The following is a 20,854-nucleotide window of genomic DNA, read 5'->3' on the forward strand; positions in this document are numbered from 1 at the left end:
CTGCTCGCCGTCAATGGCGCGCTGCTTCCTGGGCGAGTTGCACTCTCGAGCTGAGCCCGAGCTTGGAGTAGACGTGACCGAGATGAGCTTGCACGGTGCGAGTGGAGACGAACAGTCGGGCGGCGACGTCTTTGTTCGCCAGCCCTTCGCTGACGAGTTTCACTACATTGAGTTCCGCGGGTGTCAGAGATGACCAGCCGGTTGACGGTCGTTTACGCTCCCCACGGCCACGTTGTGCGTAATCGATGGCTTGGTCGACGGAAAGAGCCTCCCCCTCGCACCATGCATCCTCGAATTCTTTGTCGCCCATGGTCTCTCGCAGTATTGCCACCGACGCGTCGTGGGCGGTGTCGTAGACCGTGAGGCGCACCTCGCCCGTGCCGCAGCGAAGTGCCTGTGCGGCTCCGAAGCGACGGGCGGCTTCCTGATGGGAGTCCGCACCGACGGCGATTGTGGCCAGGCACTCAAGCGCGTCAGGCACGATCCGATGCCCCTTCAGGTTGGTGGCGAGGGAAAGGGCGTCGTAGCAGTCGCGTTCGGCCTGATCCGGATCGTTCTGCGCGATCGCGACGCGCGCCCGGGTGACGAGCGCTTGCGCCAAATGCAGGCCCGGAGCTACGGAGACTGAATCGTCGGCGTGCCGACGCGCCTTCGCTAAATCACCCCGGGCGAGGGCAACTTCGGCAAGGGGGATGACGTTGACAACCGCGAGCTCGGGCTGGGCTTCCATTAGTTGGCAGGCCGTCTCGGCGGCGTTGGCCGACGCCTCGACGTCGCCTGCGGCCAGGTGTGCAACGGCCAGCGCGGCGTACGCAAAACCTCGGTTGACCTCGCCGAAGTCCGCGGCGACTGTCACGGCCGCGGTTGCGGCGATTTTGGCCGCGTTCGTGTCGCCCGCGTGGGCGAGCAGGTGACCCAGGCTGACGAGGCTGGCCGATCGCCAGACCTCGTCGTGCGCTGCCTCCGACTCGGCGACCAGATCGCGGAACTCTGCAATGGCGTCGGCGAGATCCCCCTGCCACCATTGGGCCAACGCGACACACCAGCGGCACCTGCGGGAGTTGGTTCCGTCGCCGATCGTGTCGGCAATGTCGCGCCCTTCTTCGCCCGCGACAAGCGCTGCGACGAAGTCGCCCCTTCCGGTGATCGCGGCGTATGCCCTGAAAGCCAGGATCTGGCCCAGGCTCCAGTCGTCACCCAGCTCGCGGGCCAGGCCGAGCGCCTCATCCAGATACGCGTGAGCGGACCCGGCGTCATACGCGGTGAGGGTCGCGCAGCCCACGAGTGCACGGACCTGCAAGGCTGGATCGTCCAGGTCGCGGGCGATCGCCAGGGCTTCGAGGGCGGTATCCATGTTGTCGTGGACGCTTTGCATACCCTCGAGCGTGGCCCGGTCGGCGAGCGCCCGGGCACGAACCGCAGGTGGCACCTCTACGTGGTGGACGGCAGCGTCGGCGAGTGCACTGTCGAACCAGGCCGCTCCTTCCAGGATGCGACCCCGCGTGACCCACACCGGCTGCAACGCTGATGCCAACTGCAATGCGGTTATCACTTGGGCGTTTTCGCGGCACCACGCGAACGCCGACCGCAAGTTGTCCATCTCGGCATCGGCCCGCTCGACTTCGCGCCGATGGCCGCCCCGCGTCGGAGTGTCGAGCAGGGTCGCCAGCTCCGTGTAATGGTCCCGGTGGCGGGTGCGAACGGTGTCGGCCTCGCCGGACTCGCCGAGCTTTTCCAGCGCGTACTGGCGAACCGTCTCCAGCATTCGGTATCGCGTTCCAAACTGGTTGTCTTCAGCGACTACAAGCGATTTGTCGATGAGCAGGGTGAGCTGATCCAGAGTTTGGTAGCTCTCAACCTCACCGCCGCCACACACGGCCTGCGCCGCGTCGAGGTCGAAGCCGCCCAGGAACACGGCCGCCCGGCGAAACAGCACACGTTCGGGCTCGGTCAGCAGCGCATGCGACCAGTCGACTGAGGCCCGCAAAGTCTGCTGACGACGCACGGCCGTTCGAGCGCCTCCGGTCAGTAGTCGGAAGCGGTCGTGCAGGCTGTCGAGGATCTGTACCAACGACAGCGCCCGAACCCGTGCGGCGGCGAGCTCGATCGCCAGGGGTATGCCGTCCAGGCGTTGGCAGATCTCGGCTACTGTGGCCGAGTTCTCTTCGGTCACAACGAATTCGGGCCGGACGTGGCGGGCGCGGTCGGTGAACAACGTGAGCGCCTCGTCGGCCAGCGACAGGGACGGCACCGCCCAGGCGACCTCGCCTGCCGCTCGGATCGGCTCGCGGCTGGTGGCCAGGATGGTCAATCTCGGGCAAGCCGCCAACAGGGCAACGGTCAGTGCGGCGCACGCGTCGATCAGGTGCTCGCAATTGTCCAACACGATGAGCAGGTGCTGACCTGCGATGACCCGGGTCAGCGTGTCCATGGTGGATCGCCCCGCTCGGTCGGGCAGTCCCAACGCGCGCGTCGCGGCCACCGGCACGACGTCGGGGTCGGTGATGGGTGCCAGGTCCACGTACCACACCCCCTCGCCGAAATCGCTGTCGCTCTGGTCTGCGACTTGGACTGCGAGCCGCGTCTTGCCCACGCCGCCGGCGCCGGTCAGCGTCACCAACCGGTTGCCTGCGACGATCTGCCGCACGGTCTCGAGTTCGGCGCGGCGGCCGATGAAGCTGGTGAACTGTGGCGGAAGATGCAGTCTCCCGGTGGTTTTCGCTGACCGAAGCGGCGGGAAGTCGTTGCGGAGATCGGCATGGCACAGCTGCGCGACCCGTTCGGATCTGGGCAGATCCCGCAACGGGTGAGTGCCGAGTTCAAGCAGCCATGCATCCGCTGGCAGACCGTCGGCGAGTAGGTCGGCCGTCGTCGCCGACAGCACCGTCTGGCCGCCGTGCGCCAGATCGCGCAGCCGGGCGGCCCGGTTGATCGTCGGCCCGACGTAGTTTGCTTCGTCGCGGAGTTGCACTTCGCCGGTATGCACGCCGATCCGCAAGCTGATCGGCGAAAGCGGCGTCTGCTGTAGCCGAAGAGCAAACGCAACGGCATCGGTTGCCCGACCGAAGGCGACAACGAAGCTGTCACCTTCACCCTGTTCGACGGGGCGCACCCCGTTGTGAGCGGCCACCAGGTCTGACAACGTGCGGTCCAGCCGCGCCACGGCCGCGCTCATTTCGTCGGGCCGGGTCTGCCATAACCGCGTCGAGCCCTCGACGTCGGCAAGTAACAACGTCACGGTTCCTGTCGGGAGCTCGCTCACGCCCAAGTCGCTCCAACTCAAAGGCGGCGCGTCCGCCCACCGCTCGATCTCAGGGTCGGTCTCAGTCATGTTAGCCACCATCGCCCAGTTGCGGACCGCAAACATCGGTTGAAACACCTAGAGGTCGGTTCGGCTGTGCTCATCGCATCTAGGTCGTTTGACGGATGTTCTTCGAGTCCGGGTGTCTCACAGTGAACTCACTGGACTTAGAGAGGTCACTGATGAACAGTCAAACTGGTTTCGCCGACAGCCGGGTCTCGATCGATGCCCACTTCACGACCGGTGTCTTGCACGGACACTACGACCCTCGCTTCGAGGACCTCGTCGCTGCGCTGGCGGATGAGGTCACCAGCGGCGGCGAACTCGGTGCCGCCATCGCCATCGATATCGACGGTGGGCTTGTCGTCGATATCTGGGGCGGCTATGCCGACCGAGCGAAAACCCTTGAGTGGAAAGAAAACACCATCGTTAACGTGTTTTCCAGCACCAAGAACGTGACCTCGCTCGCGGCGCTGGTGCTCATCGAGCGCGGCCTGCTCGATCCGTTCGCTCCGGTCGCGAAGTACTGGCCCGAGTTCGCCGCCAACGGCAAAGACCGGGTCGAGGTGCGTCACATCCTCAGCCACACGTCAGGGCTGTCCGGGTGGGAGACGCCCTTTGCCCTCGAGGACGTCTACGACTGGGAGAAATCCACGTCGCTGCTGGCCGGCCAGGCGCCATGGTGGCCTCCGGGCACGGCTTCCGGTTACCACGCTTTGACCAGCGGCCATCTCGTCGGCGAGGTCGTTCGCCGGATCACCGGCAAGTCCCTGAACCAGTTTGTGCGCGACGAGATCGCCGGACCGTTGGGGGCCGACTTCCAGATCGGGGCTCGACCGGAGGACTATGCCCGCATCGCCGAGCTCGTTCCGCCACCACCGATGGATCTGCCGCTCGATGCGGTGCCCGCCGACCATCCGATGCGCAGGACTTTCGCCGCGATCCCGCCCACATCCGAAACCGCGCTGGCCGCCGAGACGGACGCGTGGCGGGGCGCTGTCATTGGTTCGGCCAACGGGCACGGCAATGCGCGCTCACTGGTCCGCGCCCTGTCGCCAATCTCTTTGGGCGGCGCGGTGAACGGGGTACGTCTGCTGAGCCCCGACACCATCGACCTGATATTCAGGGAGCAAGCCAGCGGCATCGACCTGGTGCTGGCCATGCCGACACGGTGGGGTATCGGCTTCGCCCTGCCGAATCCCGAGGCGGTGCCGGACGTTCCCGACGAGAAGATCTGCTACTGGGGCGGCTGGGGCGGCTCCATGGCCGTGATGAATCCGTACTGCCGCACCACGTTTGCCTACGTGATGAACAGGATGGGGCAAGTCACTCCGGCCGGAACCGAGCGCACCCGCAAGTACACCCAACTGATCTACCAGGGGCTAGCCTGACCCTGCCGAGCAGACGCAGAATCGCACGTTCCGGGTCGGAATCGTGCGATTCTGCGTCTGCTCGCCGTTAGAGGTCTAGTAGGGGCGCCCGCCTGCCGGCATCACATACTCCGATATCGAGCCGGACACACCGTTGACCGTTGTCCCGCCGTTGGTGATGCCCGGGGCCATTTCCAGCATGTTGTGCGGAAAGCCGATAGTCGGCTTGGTCAGGGCGCCCAGGCGGGCGAGTTCGTCGGCGCTGAGGTGCACGTCGACGGCGCGGACGTTGTCGTCGAGCTGCGAGAGCCTGCGTGCCCCGATGATGACCGACGAGACGCCAGGTTGTGCGGAAACCCAGGCAAGCGCCACGCTGGCCACCGTCGTCTCGTGCGCCTTGGCGATGATCTCGAGTTCGTCGACAACCGCGTAGGTCTGCTCGTTGAGGAAGGCACCGACCATTGCGCCGCGATCGGCGTTGTGCTGGCCGGCATCCTCTCGGGTGTACTTGCCGCTGAGCACACCGCCCTTCAGGGGCGACCACGGCGTCATCCCGAGGCCGAATTCGCTTGCCATCGGGGCCAATTCCTGCTCGACGGCGCGCTCCAGCAACGAGTACTCGACCTGAAGGCCGATGAATGGAGACCATCCGCGGAAACGGGCGATGAGGTTGGCTTGAGCGATCTTCCAGGCCGGGGTGTCCGACACGCCGACGTAGCGGACCTTCCCGGCCCGGACGAGGTCGTCGAGGGCGGCCATCGTCTCCTCGATGGGGGTGTTCGCGTCCCAGATGTGCAGCCAGTACAGGTCGATGTAGTCGGTTTGCAGGCGCCGCAGCGAGTTTTCGGCGGCGTTGATCAATGATTTGCGGCCCGAGCCGCCACCGTTGGGGTCACCCGGGTATAGGTTGCCGCTGAATTTGGTTGCGATCACCAGGCGATCCCGCCGGGCGGGGTGGCGCCCGATGTGGTCGCCGATAATCTTCTCGGAGTGGCTGCGGGTATAGAAGTTGGCGGTGTCGATGAAGTTGCCGCCGAGTTCGATGTATCTATCGATGATCTGTTGGGACTCTTCGACACTGGTGCCCCAGCCGAGGTCTTCTCCGAAGGTCATTGCGCCCAGGCACAGGGGGCTGACGCGCAGGCCGGAGCGTCCGAGTGTCACGTACTGATCCAGAGGCATAGCATCCGCTTTCTGGTAAGTTGTTCGATCATGTGGTTGTTCATATATAAACTAGTACATAACTGAACGATCTGGCAAGTCGATGTCTGCAGTGGATGCGGCCAAGATCTGGTCGCTGAACTACCGGGTGCTGTTGTCGGTCATCTCGTGCGCCGAGGCCGACATCTGCGCGTTGGGGCTCGACTCCAAAGAGCTGTTCCTGCTCGCCGAGATCGATGAACATCCTTACCCGGCCGAATTGGCCTCGACCTTGAGCATGCCCAAGGCGACGGTGACGCTTTACCTGAAACGGCTTGAGGCCGCGGGATTCGTGCGCCGCGAAATCGACGCCGCCGACCTGCGACGACACCGACTCCTGCTCACCCCGGCCGGGCGCCAAGCCGCCACGGACGGTCTTGCGTTGCTGTCCGACGAGTTCGACAAGCGTCTCGGACGCCTCACCGCCGCGCAGCAAAAGGACCTCAGGAACCTGCTCGAAAAGATTCTGTGAGACGTTGCGGCTAGTCTGACCTGTCGTGCGCGTTCTGGTGATTGGCTCCGGTGCCCGTGAACATGCCCTGCTGCTTGCCCTGAGCCGAGACCCGCAGGTCACGGGACTGATCATCGCTCCCGGCAACGCCGGCACCGCGCGGGTGGCCGAGCAGCACCACGTCGAGGTGAGCTCGGCCGAGAACGTCGTCGCCCTGGCGCGCGAGGTCCGCGCCGACCTGGTGGTCATCGGTCCCGAGGTGCCGCTGGTCCTCGGGGTTGCCGACGCGCTGCGCGCCGCCGGCATCGTCTGCTTCGGACCCAGTAAGGACGCCGCCCGCATCGAAGGCTCCAAGGCGTTCGCGAAGGAGGTCATGGCAGCGGCCGGCGTGCGCACAGCTTCCAGCGAAATAGTGGACAGCCCAGCGAATTTGGACGCCGCCCTGGATCGGTTCGGGCCGCCCGCCGGTGACCCGGCCTGGGTGGTGAAAGACGATGCCCTCGCCGCCGGCAAGGGAGTCGTGGTGACGCCGGATCGCGCCGCCGCCCGCGCCCACGCGGCCGGCCTGCTTGAGTCAGGTCATCCTGTGCTGCTGGAGTCGTTTCTCGACGGCCCCGAGGTGTCGCTGTTCTGCGTCGTCGACGGCGAAACCGTGTTGCCGTTGTTGCCGGCCCAGGACTTCAAGCGGGTCGGCGAAGGGGACACCGGGCCCAACACCGGCGGCATGGGGGCTTATGCGCCGCTGCCGTGGCTGCCTGACGACGTCTACCGGGAAATGGTGACTCGTATCGCCGAACCCGTTGCGGCCGAGATGGTTCGGCGCGGCAGTCCGTTCAGCGGATTGCTCTATGTAGGTCTGGCGATCACTGGGAACGGGCCGGCGGTGGTCGAATTCAATTGCCGATTCGGCGATCCGGAGACGCAGGCCGTGCTGGCCTTGCTGGAGTCGCCGCTCGGGCAGCTGCTGCATGCGGCGGCTACCGGCGCGCTGGCCGGCTTCGGCGAGTTGCGTTGGCGGGACGGTGCCGCGGTGACGGTGGTGTTGGCAGCCGAGAGCTATCCGGGCCGCCCCCGCGTCGGAGACGTCGTCGTCGGCTCCGAGGCCGACGGGGTGCTGCACGCCGGAACCGCGCGACGTGACGACGGTGCGGTCGTCTCGTCGGGTGGGCGGGTGCTGTCGGTGGTAGGCATCGGCGCCGATCTGCCCGCGGCACGCACTCGCGCCTACGAAATACTCGATTCAATTCGGTTGCTCGGCAGTCATTTCCGCTCCGACATCGGGCTGAAGGCGGCCGAGGGGCAGGTCAGCGTTTAACCTCCCCGGCGGGCTCTTTGGGCGCGTCGAGCGTGGGGGATATGCACTCGTTTCGCCGGGCGCCCGGCCCAGCGCCAGAACCACCGCCGTTCTGGTTAGAACGCCACCGCTTGCCCGTCTCGACGGGGATCACTCGCCGCCAGATACCCGTCGTCAAGCCGCCAGATCGCTTGGCAACTGCCGAACGAGTTGTAGTCGTCCACGGTGAGCAGGTCGTGCCCGCGCTGACGCAACTCGTCGAGTGTTGACGGCGGAAACCCCTTCTCGCAGCTCACCTGCAGGCCCTGCACCCAGCGGAACCGGGGACCATCGCAGGCCGCTTGCGGGTTCTGGCCGTAGTCCGCGATGCGAACCAACACCTGCACATGCCCCTGGGGTTGCATCGGCCCGCCCATCACCCCGAAGCTCATCACCGGTGCGCCGTCCTTGGTCACAAAGCCCGGGATGATCGTATGGTAGGGACGCTTGCGAGGACCGACCTGGTTCGGATGTCCTTGGGCCGCAGTGAAATCCGCACCTCGGTTCTGCAGCGCTATCCCGGTGCCAGGCACCACCACCCCCGAGCCGAAGCCCATGTAGTTCGACTGGATCATCGACACCATGACGCCCGAGGCATCGGCGGCGGTCAGATACACCGTGCCGCCCCTGGGTGTTCCGGCCGACGCCGGCAAGGCCCGCTTGGGATCGATCAGCGCTGCCCGCTGCTTGAGATACTCCCTGTCTAGCAGCTCTTCGACGCGCACCGTCATATGGTCGATGTCCGCTACATAGCACTGGGCGTCGCCGAAGGCGAGTTTGAGCGCTTCGATCTGGAGATGCACGCTGTCGGCGGAATCGACTGCCCACGAAGACATGTCGAAGTTCTCCAGGATTCCGAGTGCGATCAGCGCCACGATGCCCTGGCCGTTGGGTGGTATCTCGTGGAGGCTGTATCCGCGGTAGGTTCCCCTGATCGTGCCGACCCAGTCGGCCTGGTGAGCCGCCAGGTCGCTGGCGTGCATCACGCCGCCGTTTGCCGTGGCATGCGCTTCGAGTTTCGCCGCGAGTTCGCCACGGTAGAACGCCTCGCCGTTGGTGGCGGCGATCGTTTCCAGGGTGGCCGCATGTTCGGGAAACCTGAACAGCTCACCGGGTTTCGGTGCGCGTCCACCCGGCATGAACGCCTCGGCGAACCCCGGCTGGGATTCCAACAACGGCACCTGCGCCGCCCATTGCGCCGCAACCGTCGGCGAGACCAGAAAGCCGTTCCGGCCGTAGGAAATCGCGGGCGCGAACAGCCGTTCGAACGGGAGTTTGCCAAACTTGGCGTGCAGCTCGGCCCAGGCCGATACCGCGCCGGGCACCGTCACCGCATTCCAGCCCAGAGCCGGAACGCGTTTACCGCCAAAGTATTCCGGCGTCCACGCCGCGGGGGAGCGGCCCGATGCGTTGAGCCCGTGCAGTCGCTCGCCGTCCCACACGATCGCGAAGGCATCCGATCCGATGCCGTTGGATACCGGTTCCACCACCGTCAGCGTGATGGCGGTGGCGATGGCGGCGTCCACCGCGTTGCCTCCGTCGGCGAGCATCCGAAGACCAGCCTGAGCGGCCAGCGGTTGCGACGTGCAGACCGCATTTGCGGCCAGAATCGGTGTTCGCGGCCAGGAGTAAGGGAGGTCCCAACCGAACGGTGTGCTCACCCTGGCATGGTCGCACGCCCGTCATGGCCACTCAACGAGGCAAGCGTCACTCTGGCGTGACGCTCGGCGCGCGCAACCGAGCTAAGCCGTCAGCAGCGGCGCCATCCAGTTCAGCTCGGCCGGCAGTTGCGAGCTCCAGAAGCCCGGGTTGTGCCCGCCGGGTGAGAAGCCGCCCGAGGGCGGGTTGGGCAGTTGAGCCACGAACTGCTTTGTCGCGGAGTAGAACGGGTCGCTGTCGCCGCAATCCACCCGGACGGGGATGGAGCCAAGCGCGGGCAGTCCGAACACCGTGTTCGCCGCGAAGTCGTCGGCGCCGTCGAACGCGCCGGGTGCGGTCGCCCCTGACGACAGCCACAGCGCCGGGCTCACCGCGCAGATCGCCGCGGTGCGGCCCGGGCCGAGCCGGCTGCCCAGCAGCAGCGCGCCGTAGCCACCCATCGACCAGCCCAGGAACGCCACCCGCGAGGTGTCCAGATTCTGACCGCCCAGCATCGGGATGAGCTCGTTGAGCACCATGGCCCCGGAATCCTCGCCAGACGCCCTCTTGTGCCAGTAGCCGCCGCCGCCGTCGACGGCGACCACCGCGAACGGAGGCAGCCCCGCGTTGACCGCCTGGGCCAGGCCCTGCTCGACGCCGCCGGCCATCACGGTGGACGCGTCACTGCCCTTTCCGTGCAGCGCGATCACCGGTCGCAACGGCTTGGTTTGGCCCGGCGGACGTGCGATCGCCCAATTGGTCGATATCCCGCCACGCGCCGCGGACACGAAGGAACCGGTCACCATCGTTGGAGCGGTCTGAGTCGCTGGAGCGGGTTCAAGCGGCGGAGGCGGCGCCAACGGGGCCTCGGTGGCGGCCCACGATACCGGCGTAGCGTGCGATGTTCGGGGCTCGACCAGCACGTTTAGCGCGTACGCGCTGACCGCGCCGATGGCGGCGCTGGCACCGAGACCGAGCACCGCGCGGCGGCTCAAGTCAGGCATGCCGTACATCATCCCATGGCCGTTTGGGCAAAATGGCAATGCGGTACCACTTTCACTGGCACCATGACTAGGCGTGACTGCAGCAGTTACTCCCAAGGGAGAACGTAGGCGGTACGCGCTCGTGAGCGCAGCCGCCGAGCTGCTTGGCGAAGGCGGGTTTGAAGCGGTGCGCCATCGGGCGGTTGCCCGGCGGGCAGGCCTGCCGTTGGCGTCTACCACTTACTACTTCTCGTCTCTCGACGATTTGATCGCCCGTGCGGTCGAACATGTCGGGATGCTCGAGGTGGCGCAGCTTCGTGCTCGGGTCAATGCCTTGTCTCGGCGGCGTCGCGGGCCGGAGACAACCGCTGACGTGCTGGTGGAGCTGCTGGTGGGAGATGTGTCCAGTCCGGGACTCGCCGAGCAGCTGATATCGCGATATGAGCGCCATATCGCCTGTACCCGCCTGCCTGCGTTGCGGGAGAGCATGCGTCGCAGCTTGCGTCAGCGCGCCGAGGCCGTGGCCGAAGCGATCGAGCGTTCGGGGCGCTCCGTGCGCATCGAGTTGGTCTGCACCCTGATTTGCGCGGTCGACGGTTCGGTGGTCTCCGCCTTGGTCGAAGGGCGTGATCCGCGAAGCGCGGCGCTCTCGACGGTGGTCGACCTGATCGACGTGCTGGCACCTGTCGACCAGAGGCCGGTGCGGATCTGAGACGTCAGGCCGGCAGCGACGGCGTCACGATGTATCCGGTGGCCGAGTCGCCGTAGAGCGTGACGTCGCCCGGGCAGCGTTCGGCATACAACGCGACGTAGGCGCAGACCACGGCGTCGATCGGGTCCTCGGCGCGGCGCAGGTCGCTCTTACGCTGCGCGGTCACTACCTGTCGGCGTAGCCCCACCCAGCCCTCGTGCGCGGCGACGTGCAACGGCGGGGCGGCCTGCGCGAGCTTCTCCAGGCCGTCCATGAGCAGTAGCAGCTCCGACTTGAGCCGGGCGAGATCACGGCCGGGCTTGGCCTTGTACTTTAGGGTCCGGGGCAGCCGGAACAGGGCCACCGTCGCGGCGTGCGGGTAGACCTCGATGGCGCGTCGCGGGGCCTTGCAAAAAACCTTTGAACGCGGATCAAGGTCCAGGTCCAGCGCGTGAGCCAGCCGCCCACCCCTGGGACCGTCGGCGAACTCCGGTTTGCCGGTATTGGCCGGGTGCGCGCCCGCTTCGAACCTGCAGAAGTCCCGGTTGAGCGCGGTCTCGGCCGGCCGCTGGCCGGTTGGGTTGGTCACCACCAGCGGGGCGTCGAAACCGACTGCGCACGCGCCCTGGACGAACGGCCGCAGCGCGTCGAGCACGTCGGCGTCGTCGCGGGCCGCACAGATATGAACCAACCTGCCGCCCGCGTCGAGAACCGCAATACCAGTCGGATTGCGGACGCCCCAGGCAAGATCCACGCCGACGAAGTACATCGGCTAAGGGTAGGGCGGCGGGGCTTGTCCTGAATCCGTCGAGACGCTTCATCGAGACTGCGGTGAGGGCGTGGTTTGGCGCCCAACCACGATCTGTACGCAGTCTCGGCGCCCTCAGTGCAGGCTCGACGCGCGGACTGGCCCACCGGCGACCGTAAGCTGTGTGTCTGTGAGCATTCCGAACGTGCTGGCAGCCCGGTACGCCAGCGCCGAGATGGTCGCAATCTGGTCGCCGGAGGCCAAGATTGTCGCCGAGCGGCGACTGTGGCTGGCAGTGCTGCGGGCGCAGGCCGAACTGGGCCCCAAAGCCTCAGTCGTGCCGGACGCAGCGATCGCCGACTACGAGCGAGTGCTCGAGGACGTCGACCTGGATTCGATCGCGGCCCGCGAACGAGTGCTGCGCCACGACGTCAAGGCCCGCATCGAGGAATTCAACGCGCTGGCCGGCCACGAGCACGTGCACAAAGGCATGACCAGCCGGGACCTCACCGAGAACGTCGAGCAGCTGCAGATCCGGCGGTCGCTGGAGCTGGTCTTCGCCCACTCGGTGGCGGTGGTAGCGCGGCTCGCCGAGCGGGCGGTGGCCTACCGGGACCTGGTGATGGCCGGGCGCAGCCACAACGTCGCCGCGCAGGCGACCACGTTGGGCAAGCGGTTCGCCTCCGCGGCGCAGGAGACCACGATCGCGTTGACCAGGCTGCGAGAGTTGATCGACCGCTACCCACTACGCGGCATCAAGGGGCCGATGGGCACCGCTCAGGACATGCTCGACCTGCTCGACGGCGACACCGCGAAGCTGACGCAGTTGGAACGCCTCATCGCTGATTTCCTTGGTTTCTCAACAGTTTTGAGCAGTGTCGGGCAGGTGTATCCGCGTTCGCTGGACCACGACGTGCTGTCCGCGCTGGTGCAGCTCGGCGCGGGCCCGTCGTCACTGGCGCACACCATCCGGTTGATGGCCGGGCACGAACTGGTAACCGAGGGCTTCGCGCCGGGGCAGGTCGGCTCGTCGGCGATGCCGCACAAGATGAACACCCGCAGCTGCGAACGGGTCAACGGCCTGCAGGTGGTGCTGCGGGGCTACGCCTCGATGGCCGCCGAGCTGGCCGGCGCGCAGTGGAACGAAGGCGACGTCTTCTGCTCGGTGGTGCGCCGGGTTGCGTTGCCGGACAGCTTCTTTGCCATCGACGGGCAGATCGAGACCTTCCTGACCGTGCTCGACGAGTTCGGCGCCTACCCGGCGGTGATCCAGCGCGAGCTGGACCGTTACCTGCCCTTCCTGGCCACCACCAAGGTGCTGATGGCGGCGGTGCGCGCGGGCATGGGCCGGGAGTCGGCACACCACGTGATTCGCGAACACGCGGTGGCGACCGCTCTGGCCATGCGGGAACAAGGTGCGGAGCCCGACCTGCTGGACCGGTTGGCGGCCGACCCCCGACTGCCACTGGACCGGAAAGCGCTGGACGCCGCGCTGGCCGACAAGAAGGCCTTCACCGGTGCTGCCGCCGACCAGGTCGACGAGGTGGCCGCGCTCGTGGATAACCTGGTGGGCCGCTACCCGGAGGCGGCCAAATACACGCCGGGCGCGATCCTGTGACCCTGGCCGGCGCCCTCGCGGGGGTCGACTTCACCGATCTGGACAACTTCGCCAACGGGTTCCCGCACGAGCTGTTCGCCGTGCATCGGCGCGAGGCGCCGGTGTACTGGCACGAGCCGACCGACAACACTCCCGACGCCGAGGGCTTCTGGTCCGTCGCCACCTACGCGGAAACACTTGCGGTGCTGAAGGATCCGGTGACCTACTCGTCGGTGTCCGGAGGCTCGCGACCGTTCGGCGGCACGCTGTTGCAAGACCTGGCCATCGCGGGCCAGGTGCTCAACATGATGGACGACCCGCGGCATGCGCAGATCCGGCGGCTGGTCAGCTCAGGGCTGACGCCGCGGATGATCCGTCGTGTCGAGGACGATCTGCGGGCCCGCGCGCGCCGACTGCTGGATGCGGTGGTGCCGGGCGAAGCGTTCGACTTCGTCGTTGACATCGCCGCCGAACTGCCGATGCAGATGATCTGCATCTTGCTGGGAGTTCCTGAATCCGAACGGCATTGGCTATTCGAGGCCATTGAGCCGCAGTTCGACTTCGGTGGCTCCCGCAAGGCGTCCCTTTCGCAGATTTCGGTGGAAGAGGCCGGGTCGCGAATGTATGCGTACGGCCAGGAGTTGATCGCGTCGAAGCGGGCGGAGCCGACCGACGACATGCTGTCGGTGGTCGCGAACGCAAGACTGGATGACGCCGACGGGGATGACGCGCCGGAGCTTTCGGATCTCGAGCTATATCTGTTCTTCAGCCTGCTGTTCAGCGCCGGCGCGGAGACGACGCGCAACGCGGTAGCGGGTGGACTGCTGGCGTTGGCCGAACATCCCGAGCAATTGCAAGTGCTGCGTGGCGATTTCGAGTTGTTGCCGACGGCGATCGAAGAGATCGTTCGGTGGACGTCGCCGTCACCGTCCAAGCGGCGCACTGCAACCCGCGACGTGACTCTCGGTGGGCACCCGATCGAGGCGGGACAAAAGGTGCAGATCTGGGAGGGCTCGGCCAACCGCGATGCCACCGCGTTCGACCGCGCCGACGAGTTCGATATCACTCGAAAGCCTAATCCGCACTTAGGTTTTGGCCAGGGCGTGCACTACTGCCTGGGCGCCAACCTGGCCCGGCTGGAACTGCGCGTACTCTACGAGGAACTGCTGTCGCGCTTCGGCACCGTGCGGGTCGCGGAGCCCGTCGAATGGACACGCAGCAACCGGCATACCGGCATCCGGCACCTGGTCGTCGAAGTGCGTTGACCTCGGACAAACCCAGGTCGGGGCCAAAGGTCCCTGCCTCGTCAGCCCGAACTTCGTTATCGTGGGCTATGCGCGTTCACTGAGTCCCGGGTGAGCGCACGGCGAACGTAATGCTGGTGGCGACGATGAAGAGTGCGGATGAGCGGGCCGCGACGCGGCTTTCGAAGTCGGCGCTGCGCGCGTTGCACGACCGATTTGTCGCGGGGCGGGGCGACTCGAGTTTTCTGGATTCCAGCCCGGTGCGACGTATCGTCGTCGACAGCTGGCGGCGCAGCCTGGCTACCGGCGTCGACCCGAACCGCGGCGGCGGGCAGACCTCGCCGGCAGCTGTCGCGCTGGAGCGGCTGCGCAGCGCGCACCCACTGGGACTCGCCCTTCCCGTCATCCGTCGCCTGTTGATCGACGACGCCATCGGATCGGGCGTCGTCGTGGCGGTGACCGCGGCCGACGGCACGCTGTTATGGGTCGACGGCGACCGCCTGGCATGCCGGAAAGCCGAGTCGATGGACTTCGTGCCGGGCGCCGACTGGAGCGAGCGCGGTGCCGGCACCAACGCACCCGGAACCGCACTGGCCCTGGATCGTGAGCTGCAGATCCGCGGTTCAGAACATTTCTGCCGCTCGGTGCAGGTATGGAACTGCACGGCGGTGCCGGTGCACGATCCGACGACAGGTGCCCTGCTCGGAGCCATCGACCTCACCGGCGGCGCGAGTATCGCGTCGCCGCAGACGTTGGCACTGTTGCGCGCGACCGGCCTCGCGGTGGAGAACCACCTGGCCCTGCTGCGCAGCAGCGCCCCGCAGCCGACGGTCTCGAGCGAAGCGCGGCTCACCGTGCTGGGTGCCGAACGCCCCACCTGGCGCGTAGCCGGGGCCACGCCGACGGTGTTGACCGGTCGGCACGCCGACATCCTGGTTCTCCTGGACCGCCACCCGGAAGGGCTCAGCGCCGACCACCTCGCCGTGCTGCTCGACGACCGGGATCTCGACGTGGTGACCATCCGTGCGGAGATGTCGCGGCTGCGACGTGTGGTGGGGGAGCGCTTGATCGCCTCCCGCCCGTACCGGCTGACCGAACCCATCGCCAGCGATGTCGGCGATGTCTTCGATGCCGTGCGCAGGGGCGATGTGGCGGCAGCGATGCGCTGCTACGCCGGAGCACTGTTGCCGCAATCGGTGTCACCGGCCGTCGCGAGATTGCGCACCGAACTCAGCAGCACGTTGCGGGCTGCCGTGTTCGCAGCGAATAGCAATGTGCACCTTGCTAATTGGCTGAAGTTACCTGAGGCGCGCGACGACCGGCAGGGCTGGCGACTGCTCTATGAACGCTCGGCGGTCGGCTCACCGCAGCGGGCGCGAGCGCAAGGTCATCTGGCCGGTCTGGACTTCGACTTGGCTTGACGCGGCCGGACCGGCCCGTGGCCTGGCGGGCCTCTGCAACCCCGTGCAACCGTGCTGCAACCCTCCCGTTCCTAGTTTTGTGACGACCGACACAGACCGTCTATAAGGCAGGTAGAGATATGACCGTGTTCGCACGTCCGGGCGCACACAGTTCGCTGATGACTTTCGAGTCCCGCTACGGGAACTTCGTCGGCGGCGAGTGGGTGCCGCCGTCGGAGGGCAAGTACTTCGAGAACCCGACGCCGGTGACCGGCGAGTCGTTCTGCGAGATACCACGCTCGACCGACGCCGACATCGAGAGCGCTCTTGACGCGGCGCACGCCGCTGCGCCGGCCTGGGGCAAGACCGCCCCCGCCGAACGGGCGGCGATCCTGAACAAGATCGCCGACCGGATGGAGGCGAACCTGGAATCGATTGCCCTGGCCGAGTCGTGGGACAACGGCAAGCCGATCCGCGAGACGCTCAACGCCGACATCCCGCTGGCCGTCGACCACTTCCGCTACTTCGCCGGGGCCATCCGCGCCCAGGAAGGCTCGCTGAGCCAGATCGACGAAGACACCGTCGCCTACCACTTCCACGAACCGCTGGGCGTCGTCGGCCAGATCATCCCGTGGAACTTCCCGATCCTGATGGCGACCTGGAAGCTCGCCCCCGCGTTGGCAGCCGGCAACGCCGTCGTCCTCAAGCCCGCCGAGCAGACGCCGGCCTCGATCCTCTACCTGATGTCGCTGATCGGTGACCTGCTGCCCGCCGGTGTGGTCAACGTGGTCAACGGATTTGGCGTCGAGGCGGGCAAGCCGCTGGCGTCGAGCAACCGGATCGCCAAGATCGCGTTCACAGGGGAAACGACGACCGGTCGGCTGATCATGCAGTACGCGTCGCAGAACCTGATCCCGGTGACGCTGGAGCTCGGCGGCAAGAGCCCCAACATCTTCTTCTCCGACGTGATGGCCGCGCACGACGACTATCAGGACAAGGCATTGGAGGGCTTCACGATGTTCGCCCTCAACCAGGGCGAGGTGTGCACCTGCCCGTCGCGCGGCCTGATTCAGGCCGACATCTACGACGAGTTCCTCGAACTGGCCGCGATCCGCACCAAGGCGGTGCGCCAGGGCGACCCGCTGGACACCGAAACGATGATCGGAGCGCAGGCCTCCAACGACCAGCTTCAGAAGATCATGTCCTACATCGAAATTGGCAAGGATGAGGGAGCGCGGGTGGTCACCGGCGGTGAGCGCACCCAACTGGGCGGCGACCTCAACGGCGGCTACTACGTTCAGCCCACGGTCTTCGAGGGCACCAACTCCATGCGGATCTTCCAGGAGGAGATCTTCGGCCCGGTTGTCGCCGTCACCTCGTTCACCGATTACGACGACGCGATCCGGATCGCCAACGACACCCTTTACGGACTGGGTGCGGGGGTGTGGTCACGCGACGGCAACACCGCGTACCGCGCGGGCCGCGACATCAAGGCCGGCCGGGTATGGACGAACTGCTATCACGCGTATCCGGCCCACGCGGCATTCGGCGGCTACAAGCAGTCGGGGATCGGCCGCGAGAACCACAAGATGATGCTCGACCACTACCAGCAGACCAAGAACCTGCTGGTGTCCTACGGCAACAAGGCCCAAGGCTTCTTCTGAGACCACCACCGCTCAATTGATTGGAACGATCATGACCCAAACACTTTCTGCACCAAGCGCATCGCAGGCGACCGAGACCATGCGCGCGGCGGTGGTCGCCGAATTCGGCCAACCGCTACAGATCGAGGAACTTGCCCTGCCGACCCCCGGCTACGGCGAAGTGCTGGTCAAACTCGAGACTTCCGGTGTCTGCCACACCGATCTGCATGCGGCACACGGAGATTGGCCGGTCAAGCCGACGCCCCCGTTTGTCCCCGGTCACGAGGGCTGCGGCACCGTGATCGCGCTGGGCGACGGCGTGACCGACCTGAAGGTCGGCGACAAGGTGGGCAACGCGTGGCTGTGGTCCGCGTGCGGCAGTTGTGAACACTGCCGGACCGGCTGGGAGACGCTGTGCGAAAGCCAGCGCAACGGGGGCTACACGGTCAACGGCAGTTTCGGCACCTACATGCTCGTCAATGCCGCTTACGCAGCCCGCATCCCCGACGGCGCCGACCCGCTCGAGGTCGCCCCAATCCTGTGCGCCGGCGTCACGGTTTACAAGGGACTCAAGGTGACCGACGCCCGGCCCGGCCAGTGGGTGGCCATCTCCGGAATCGGCGGGCTCGGTCACGTCGCCGTGCAATATGCCCGGGCCATGGGTTTGCGTGTGGTGGCCATCGACATCGACGACGACAAGCTCGCCCTGGCCACTCGGCTGGGTGCCGAATTCGCCGTCAACGCGCGCACCACCGATGTGGTCGCGGAGGTACAGCAGGCCACCGGCGGCGTGCACGGAGTACTGGTCACCGCCGTGCATCCACAGGCATTCGGGCAGGCCATCGGACTGGCCCGCCGCGGCGGCACGATCGTCTTCAACGGGCTGCCCCCGGGCGACTTCCCCGCACCGATCTTCGACATCGTGCTCAAGGGTCTGACGATCCGCGGTTCGATTGTCGGCACCCGTCAGGACATGGAGGAAGCGTTGGACTTCTACGCCCGCGGGCTGATCCATCCGACCGTGGAAAGCGCCTCGCTCGACGAGATCAACCACGTCTTCGAGCGGATGGAGCGCGGCCAGATCGACGGCCGTGTCGTCATCGACTACCGGTAGCCACCGTTGAGCATCGTTAAGGAATTTGTTCTGCACGAACCGATTTCGCCGCCGGCGTCGTTTACCGAGCAGGCTAACGCCACCGCCGAGCTGTATGAGCGCGCCGATGCGGACCGCCTGGCGTTCTGGGCCCAACAGGCCGGCCGCCTGTCCTGGGACACGCCGTTCGACGAGGTGCTGGACTGGTCGCAGGCGCCGTTCGCGAAGTGGTTCGTCGGCGGTACCCTCAACGTCGCCTACAACTGCGTCGACCGGCATGTCGAGGCCGGCAACGGCGACCGGGTCGCCATCCACTGGGAGGGCGAACCGGTCGGCGACAGCCGAACATTGACTTATGCGCAGTTGAAAGACGACGTCTGCCGGGCGGCCAACGCGCTCACCGCTCTTGGGCTGACGGCGGGCGATCGCGTCGCCATCTACCTGCCGATGGTTCCCGAGGCTGTCGTCGCCATGCTTGCCTGTGCGCGACTGGGGGTGCTGCACAGCGTCGTGTTCGCCGGATTCTCCGCAGCTGCACTGCGGGCGCGGATCGAGGACGCCGAAGCCAGACTGGTCATCACCGCCGACGGTCAGTACCGCCGGGGCAAACCAGTCGCACTGAAAGACGCTGTCGACAAGGCTGTTTCGGGACTGGAATGCGTCGAGCACGTGCTGGTGGTGCGCCGCACCGGCGTCGAAACCCGGTGGGCCGACGGCCGCGACGTGTGGTGGCACGGGGCGGTCGAGGAGGCGTCTCCGGAGCACAAGCCGCGGGCCTTCGACTCCGAGCATCCGTTGTTCGTGCTCTACACCTCGGGCACGACCGGTAAGCCAAAAGGCATCGTGCACACCAGTGGCGGGTATCTGACTCAGGCCTCCTACACGCACTACAACGTCTTCGACGTCAAGCCGGAGACCGACGTTTACTGGTGCACAGCCGACATCGGCTGGGTGACGGGCCACACCTACATCGTCTACGGCCCGCTGTGCAACGGCGCGACCCAGATTCTCTACGAGGGCACGCCCGCTTCACCGACCGAGCATCGTCACTTCGAGGTGATCGAGAAGTACGGTGTCACAATCTATTACACGGCGCCGACCCTGATTCGTACCTTCATGCGGCTCGGCCGCGCCATTCCTGACGCGCATGACCTGTCCAGCCTGCGATTGCTCGGTTCGGTCGGTGAGCCGATCAACCCGGAGGCCTGGCGGTGGTATCGGGATGTCATCGGCGCGAACAAGACTCCGGTCGTGGACACCTGGTGGCAGACCGAGACCGGCGCGATCATGATCTCGCCGCTGCCCGGCGTGACGGCGACCAAGCCCGGTTCGGCGATGACACCACTGCCGGGCGTCTCGGCCAAGATCGTCGACGACAACGGCGAACGGTTGCCACCCGGTACCGACCACGGCGAACAGGCCAGCGGGTACCTGGTGCTCGACCAGTCGTGGCCGTCGATGCCGCGCGGCATCTGGCGGGATCCGCACCGATTCAAGGAGACCTACTGGTCGCGGTTCGCCGAGCAGGGCTGGTACTTCGCGGGCGACGGGGCGCGTTACGACGCCGACGGCAACATCTGGGTGCTGGGCCGCATCGACGACGTGATGAACGTGTCGGGCCACCGGATCTCGACCGCCGAAGTCGAGTCCGCCCTGGTCGGCCATGCCCACGTCGCCGAGGCGGCGGTGGTCGGCGCGACCGACGAGCAGACGGGCCAGGCCATCTGCGCGTTCGTGATCCTGGAATCCAGTGCGTCCGGTAAGCCGCATGACCATATGGTCGAGGACCTGCGCGCCGAGGTGGCCCGGGAGATTTCTCCGATCGCCAAACCGCGCGAGATCCACGTGGTGCCTGAGCTGCCGAAGACCCGTAGCGGCAAGATCATGCGGCGGTTGTTGCGGGACGTCGTTGAAGGCCGTGAACTCGGCGACACGTCGACGTTGCTCGATCCCGGTGTCTTCGAGGCGATTCGGGCCAGTAAGGCCGAGGTTTGATCGGCACTGCCCGAAAGATCCGCCCGCACTTAGTCTTTGGAAGGCCGCACCCTACCGCCGGGTTACAATCTTGCCGTGACAATCCGCGTCGCCGACCTTGAGCCGTCACCCGATGCTTTCGCGGCGATAATGGCGACCGGGATCTTGTCGATCGCTGCAGGCAAACA

15 protein-coding genes are annotated in these 20,854 nt (G+C 66.4%); 10 read left to right on the top strand and 5 right to left on the bottom strand.

Going from position 1 to position 20,854, the window contains the following annotated elements; translation table 11 throughout:
• Window positions 1-10 precede the first annotated feature (10 nt).
• Window positions 11-3,343 (bottom strand): helix-turn-helix transcriptional regulator, encoded by a 3,333-nt coding sequence (locus VML93_RS01610; protein WP_325607010.1) that lies wholly within the window; start codon window positions 3,341-3,343, stop codon window positions 11-13.
• A 140-nt stretch (window positions 3,344-3,483) separates the two neighbouring features.
• Here VML93_RS01610 and VML93_RS01615 point away from each other — a divergent pair, with 140 nt between their 5' ends.
• Complete coding sequence (locus tag VML93_RS01615; protein ID WP_325606984.1) at window positions 3,484-4,692, top strand: serine hydrolase domain-containing protein; 1,209 nt, start codon at window positions 3,484-3,486, stop codon at window positions 4,690-4,692.
• 75 nt (window positions 4,693-4,767) lie between these two features.
• Here VML93_RS01615 and VML93_RS01620 read toward each other — a convergent pair whose 3' ends face one another.
• A complete protein-coding gene (locus tag VML93_RS01620; protein ID WP_325606986.1) occupies window positions 4,768-5,853 on the bottom strand; it encodes an aldo/keto reductase in 1,086 nt (361 codons plus the stop codon).
• A gap of 82 nt (window positions 5,854-5,935) precedes the next feature.
• On the opposite strand from VML93_RS01620, the gene VML93_RS01625 reads away from it, so the two are divergent.
• Together VML93_RS01625 and purD are read left to right on the top strand one after the other, a co-directional pair.
• Complete coding sequence (locus VML93_RS01625) at window positions 5,936-6,343, top strand: MarR family winged helix-turn-helix transcriptional regulator (RefSeq protein ID WP_325606988.1); 408 nt, start codon at window positions 5,936-5,938, stop codon at window positions 6,341-6,343.
• A 25-nt stretch (window positions 6,344-6,368) separates the two neighbouring features.
• The gene (purD, locus tag VML93_RS01630; RefSeq protein WP_325606990.1) at window positions 6,369-7,637 is read left to right on the top strand and encodes a phosphoribosylamine--glycine ligase; all 1,269 of its coding nucleotides are present in this window, start codon (window positions 6,369-6,371) and stop codon (window positions 7,635-7,637) included.
• A 95-nt stretch (window positions 7,638-7,732) separates the two neighbouring features.
• Here purD and ggt read toward each other — a convergent pair whose 3' ends face one another.
• Window positions 7,733-9,316, bottom strand: a complete 1,584-nt coding sequence (ggt, locus tag VML93_RS01635) for a gamma-glutamyltransferase (RefSeq protein WP_325606993.1) — start codon at window positions 9,314-9,316, stop codon at window positions 7,733-7,735.
• An 81-nt stretch (window positions 9,317-9,397) separates the two neighbouring features.
• On the bottom strand, window positions 9,398-10,309 hold the full coding sequence (locus VML93_RS01640; RefSeq protein WP_325606994.1) for an alpha/beta hydrolase: 912 nt from the start codon (window positions 10,307-10,309) through the stop codon (window positions 9,398-9,400).
• A 61-nt stretch (window positions 10,310-10,370) separates the two neighbouring features.
• Here VML93_RS01640 and VML93_RS01645 point away from each other — a divergent pair, with 61 nt between their 5' ends.
• Window positions 10,371-10,988, top strand: a complete 618-nt coding sequence (locus VML93_RS01645) for a TetR/AcrR family transcriptional regulator (RefSeq protein WP_325606996.1) — start codon at window positions 10,371-10,373, stop codon at window positions 10,986-10,988.
• A 4-nt stretch (window positions 10,989-10,992) separates the two neighbouring features.
• Here VML93_RS01645 and VML93_RS01650 read toward each other — a convergent pair whose 3' ends face one another.
• Complete coding sequence (locus tag VML93_RS01650) at window positions 10,993-11,736, bottom strand: DUF429 domain-containing protein (RefSeq protein WP_325606998.1); 744 nt, start codon at window positions 11,734-11,736, stop codon at window positions 10,993-10,995.
• A gap of 169 nt (window positions 11,737-11,905) precedes the next feature.
• On the opposite strand from VML93_RS01650, the gene purB reads away from it, so the two are divergent.
• From purB to acs, 6 genes are all read left to right on the top strand, one after another.
• Window positions 11,906-13,333 carry an adenylosuccinate lyase gene (gene purB / locus VML93_RS01655; protein ID WP_325607000.1) on the top strand — a complete coding sequence of 476 codons (1,428 nt, stop codon included), beginning with the start codon at window positions 11,906-11,908 and terminating at the stop codon, window positions 13,331-13,333.
• Window positions 13,330-14,577 (top strand): cytochrome P450, encoded by a 1,248-nt coding sequence (locus VML93_RS01660; protein ID WP_325607002.1) that lies wholly within the window; start codon window positions 13,330-13,332, stop codon window positions 14,575-14,577. The genes purB and VML93_RS01660 overlap by 4 nt, the downstream gene beginning before the upstream one ends.
• A gap of 125 nt (window positions 14,578-14,702) precedes the next feature.
• On the top strand, window positions 14,703-15,977 hold the full coding sequence (locus VML93_RS01665; protein ID WP_325607004.1) for a transcriptional regulator: 1,275 nt from the start codon (window positions 14,703-14,705) through the stop codon (window positions 15,975-15,977).
• A gap of 119 nt (window positions 15,978-16,096) precedes the next feature.
• Window positions 16,097-17,620, top strand: a complete 1,524-nt coding sequence (gene adh, locus VML93_RS01670; RefSeq protein WP_325607006.1) for an aldehyde dehydrogenase — start codon at window positions 16,097-16,099, stop codon at window positions 17,618-17,620.
• A 31-nt stretch (window positions 17,621-17,651) separates the two neighbouring features.
• Window positions 17,652-18,713, top strand: coding sequence for an alcohol dehydrogenase AdhP (gene adhP / locus VML93_RS01675; RefSeq protein ID WP_325607008.1), 1,062 nt, complete (start codon window positions 17,652-17,654; stop codon window positions 18,711-18,713).
• 12 nt (window positions 18,714-18,725) lie between these two features.
• Window positions 18,726-20,687: an acetate--CoA ligase gene (gene acs, locus VML93_RS01680; RefSeq protein WP_325607012.1), complete on the top strand. Its 1,962-nt coding sequence runs from the start codon at window positions 18,726-18,728 to the stop codon at window positions 20,685-20,687.
• The last annotated feature ends 167 nt before the right edge of the window (window positions 20,688-20,854 follow it).

The sequence above is a fragment of the Mycobacterium sp. genome, assembly GCF_035499775.1.
Classification (GTDB): domain Bacteria; phylum Actinomycetota; class Actinomycetes; order Mycobacteriales; family Mycobacteriaceae; genus Mycobacterium.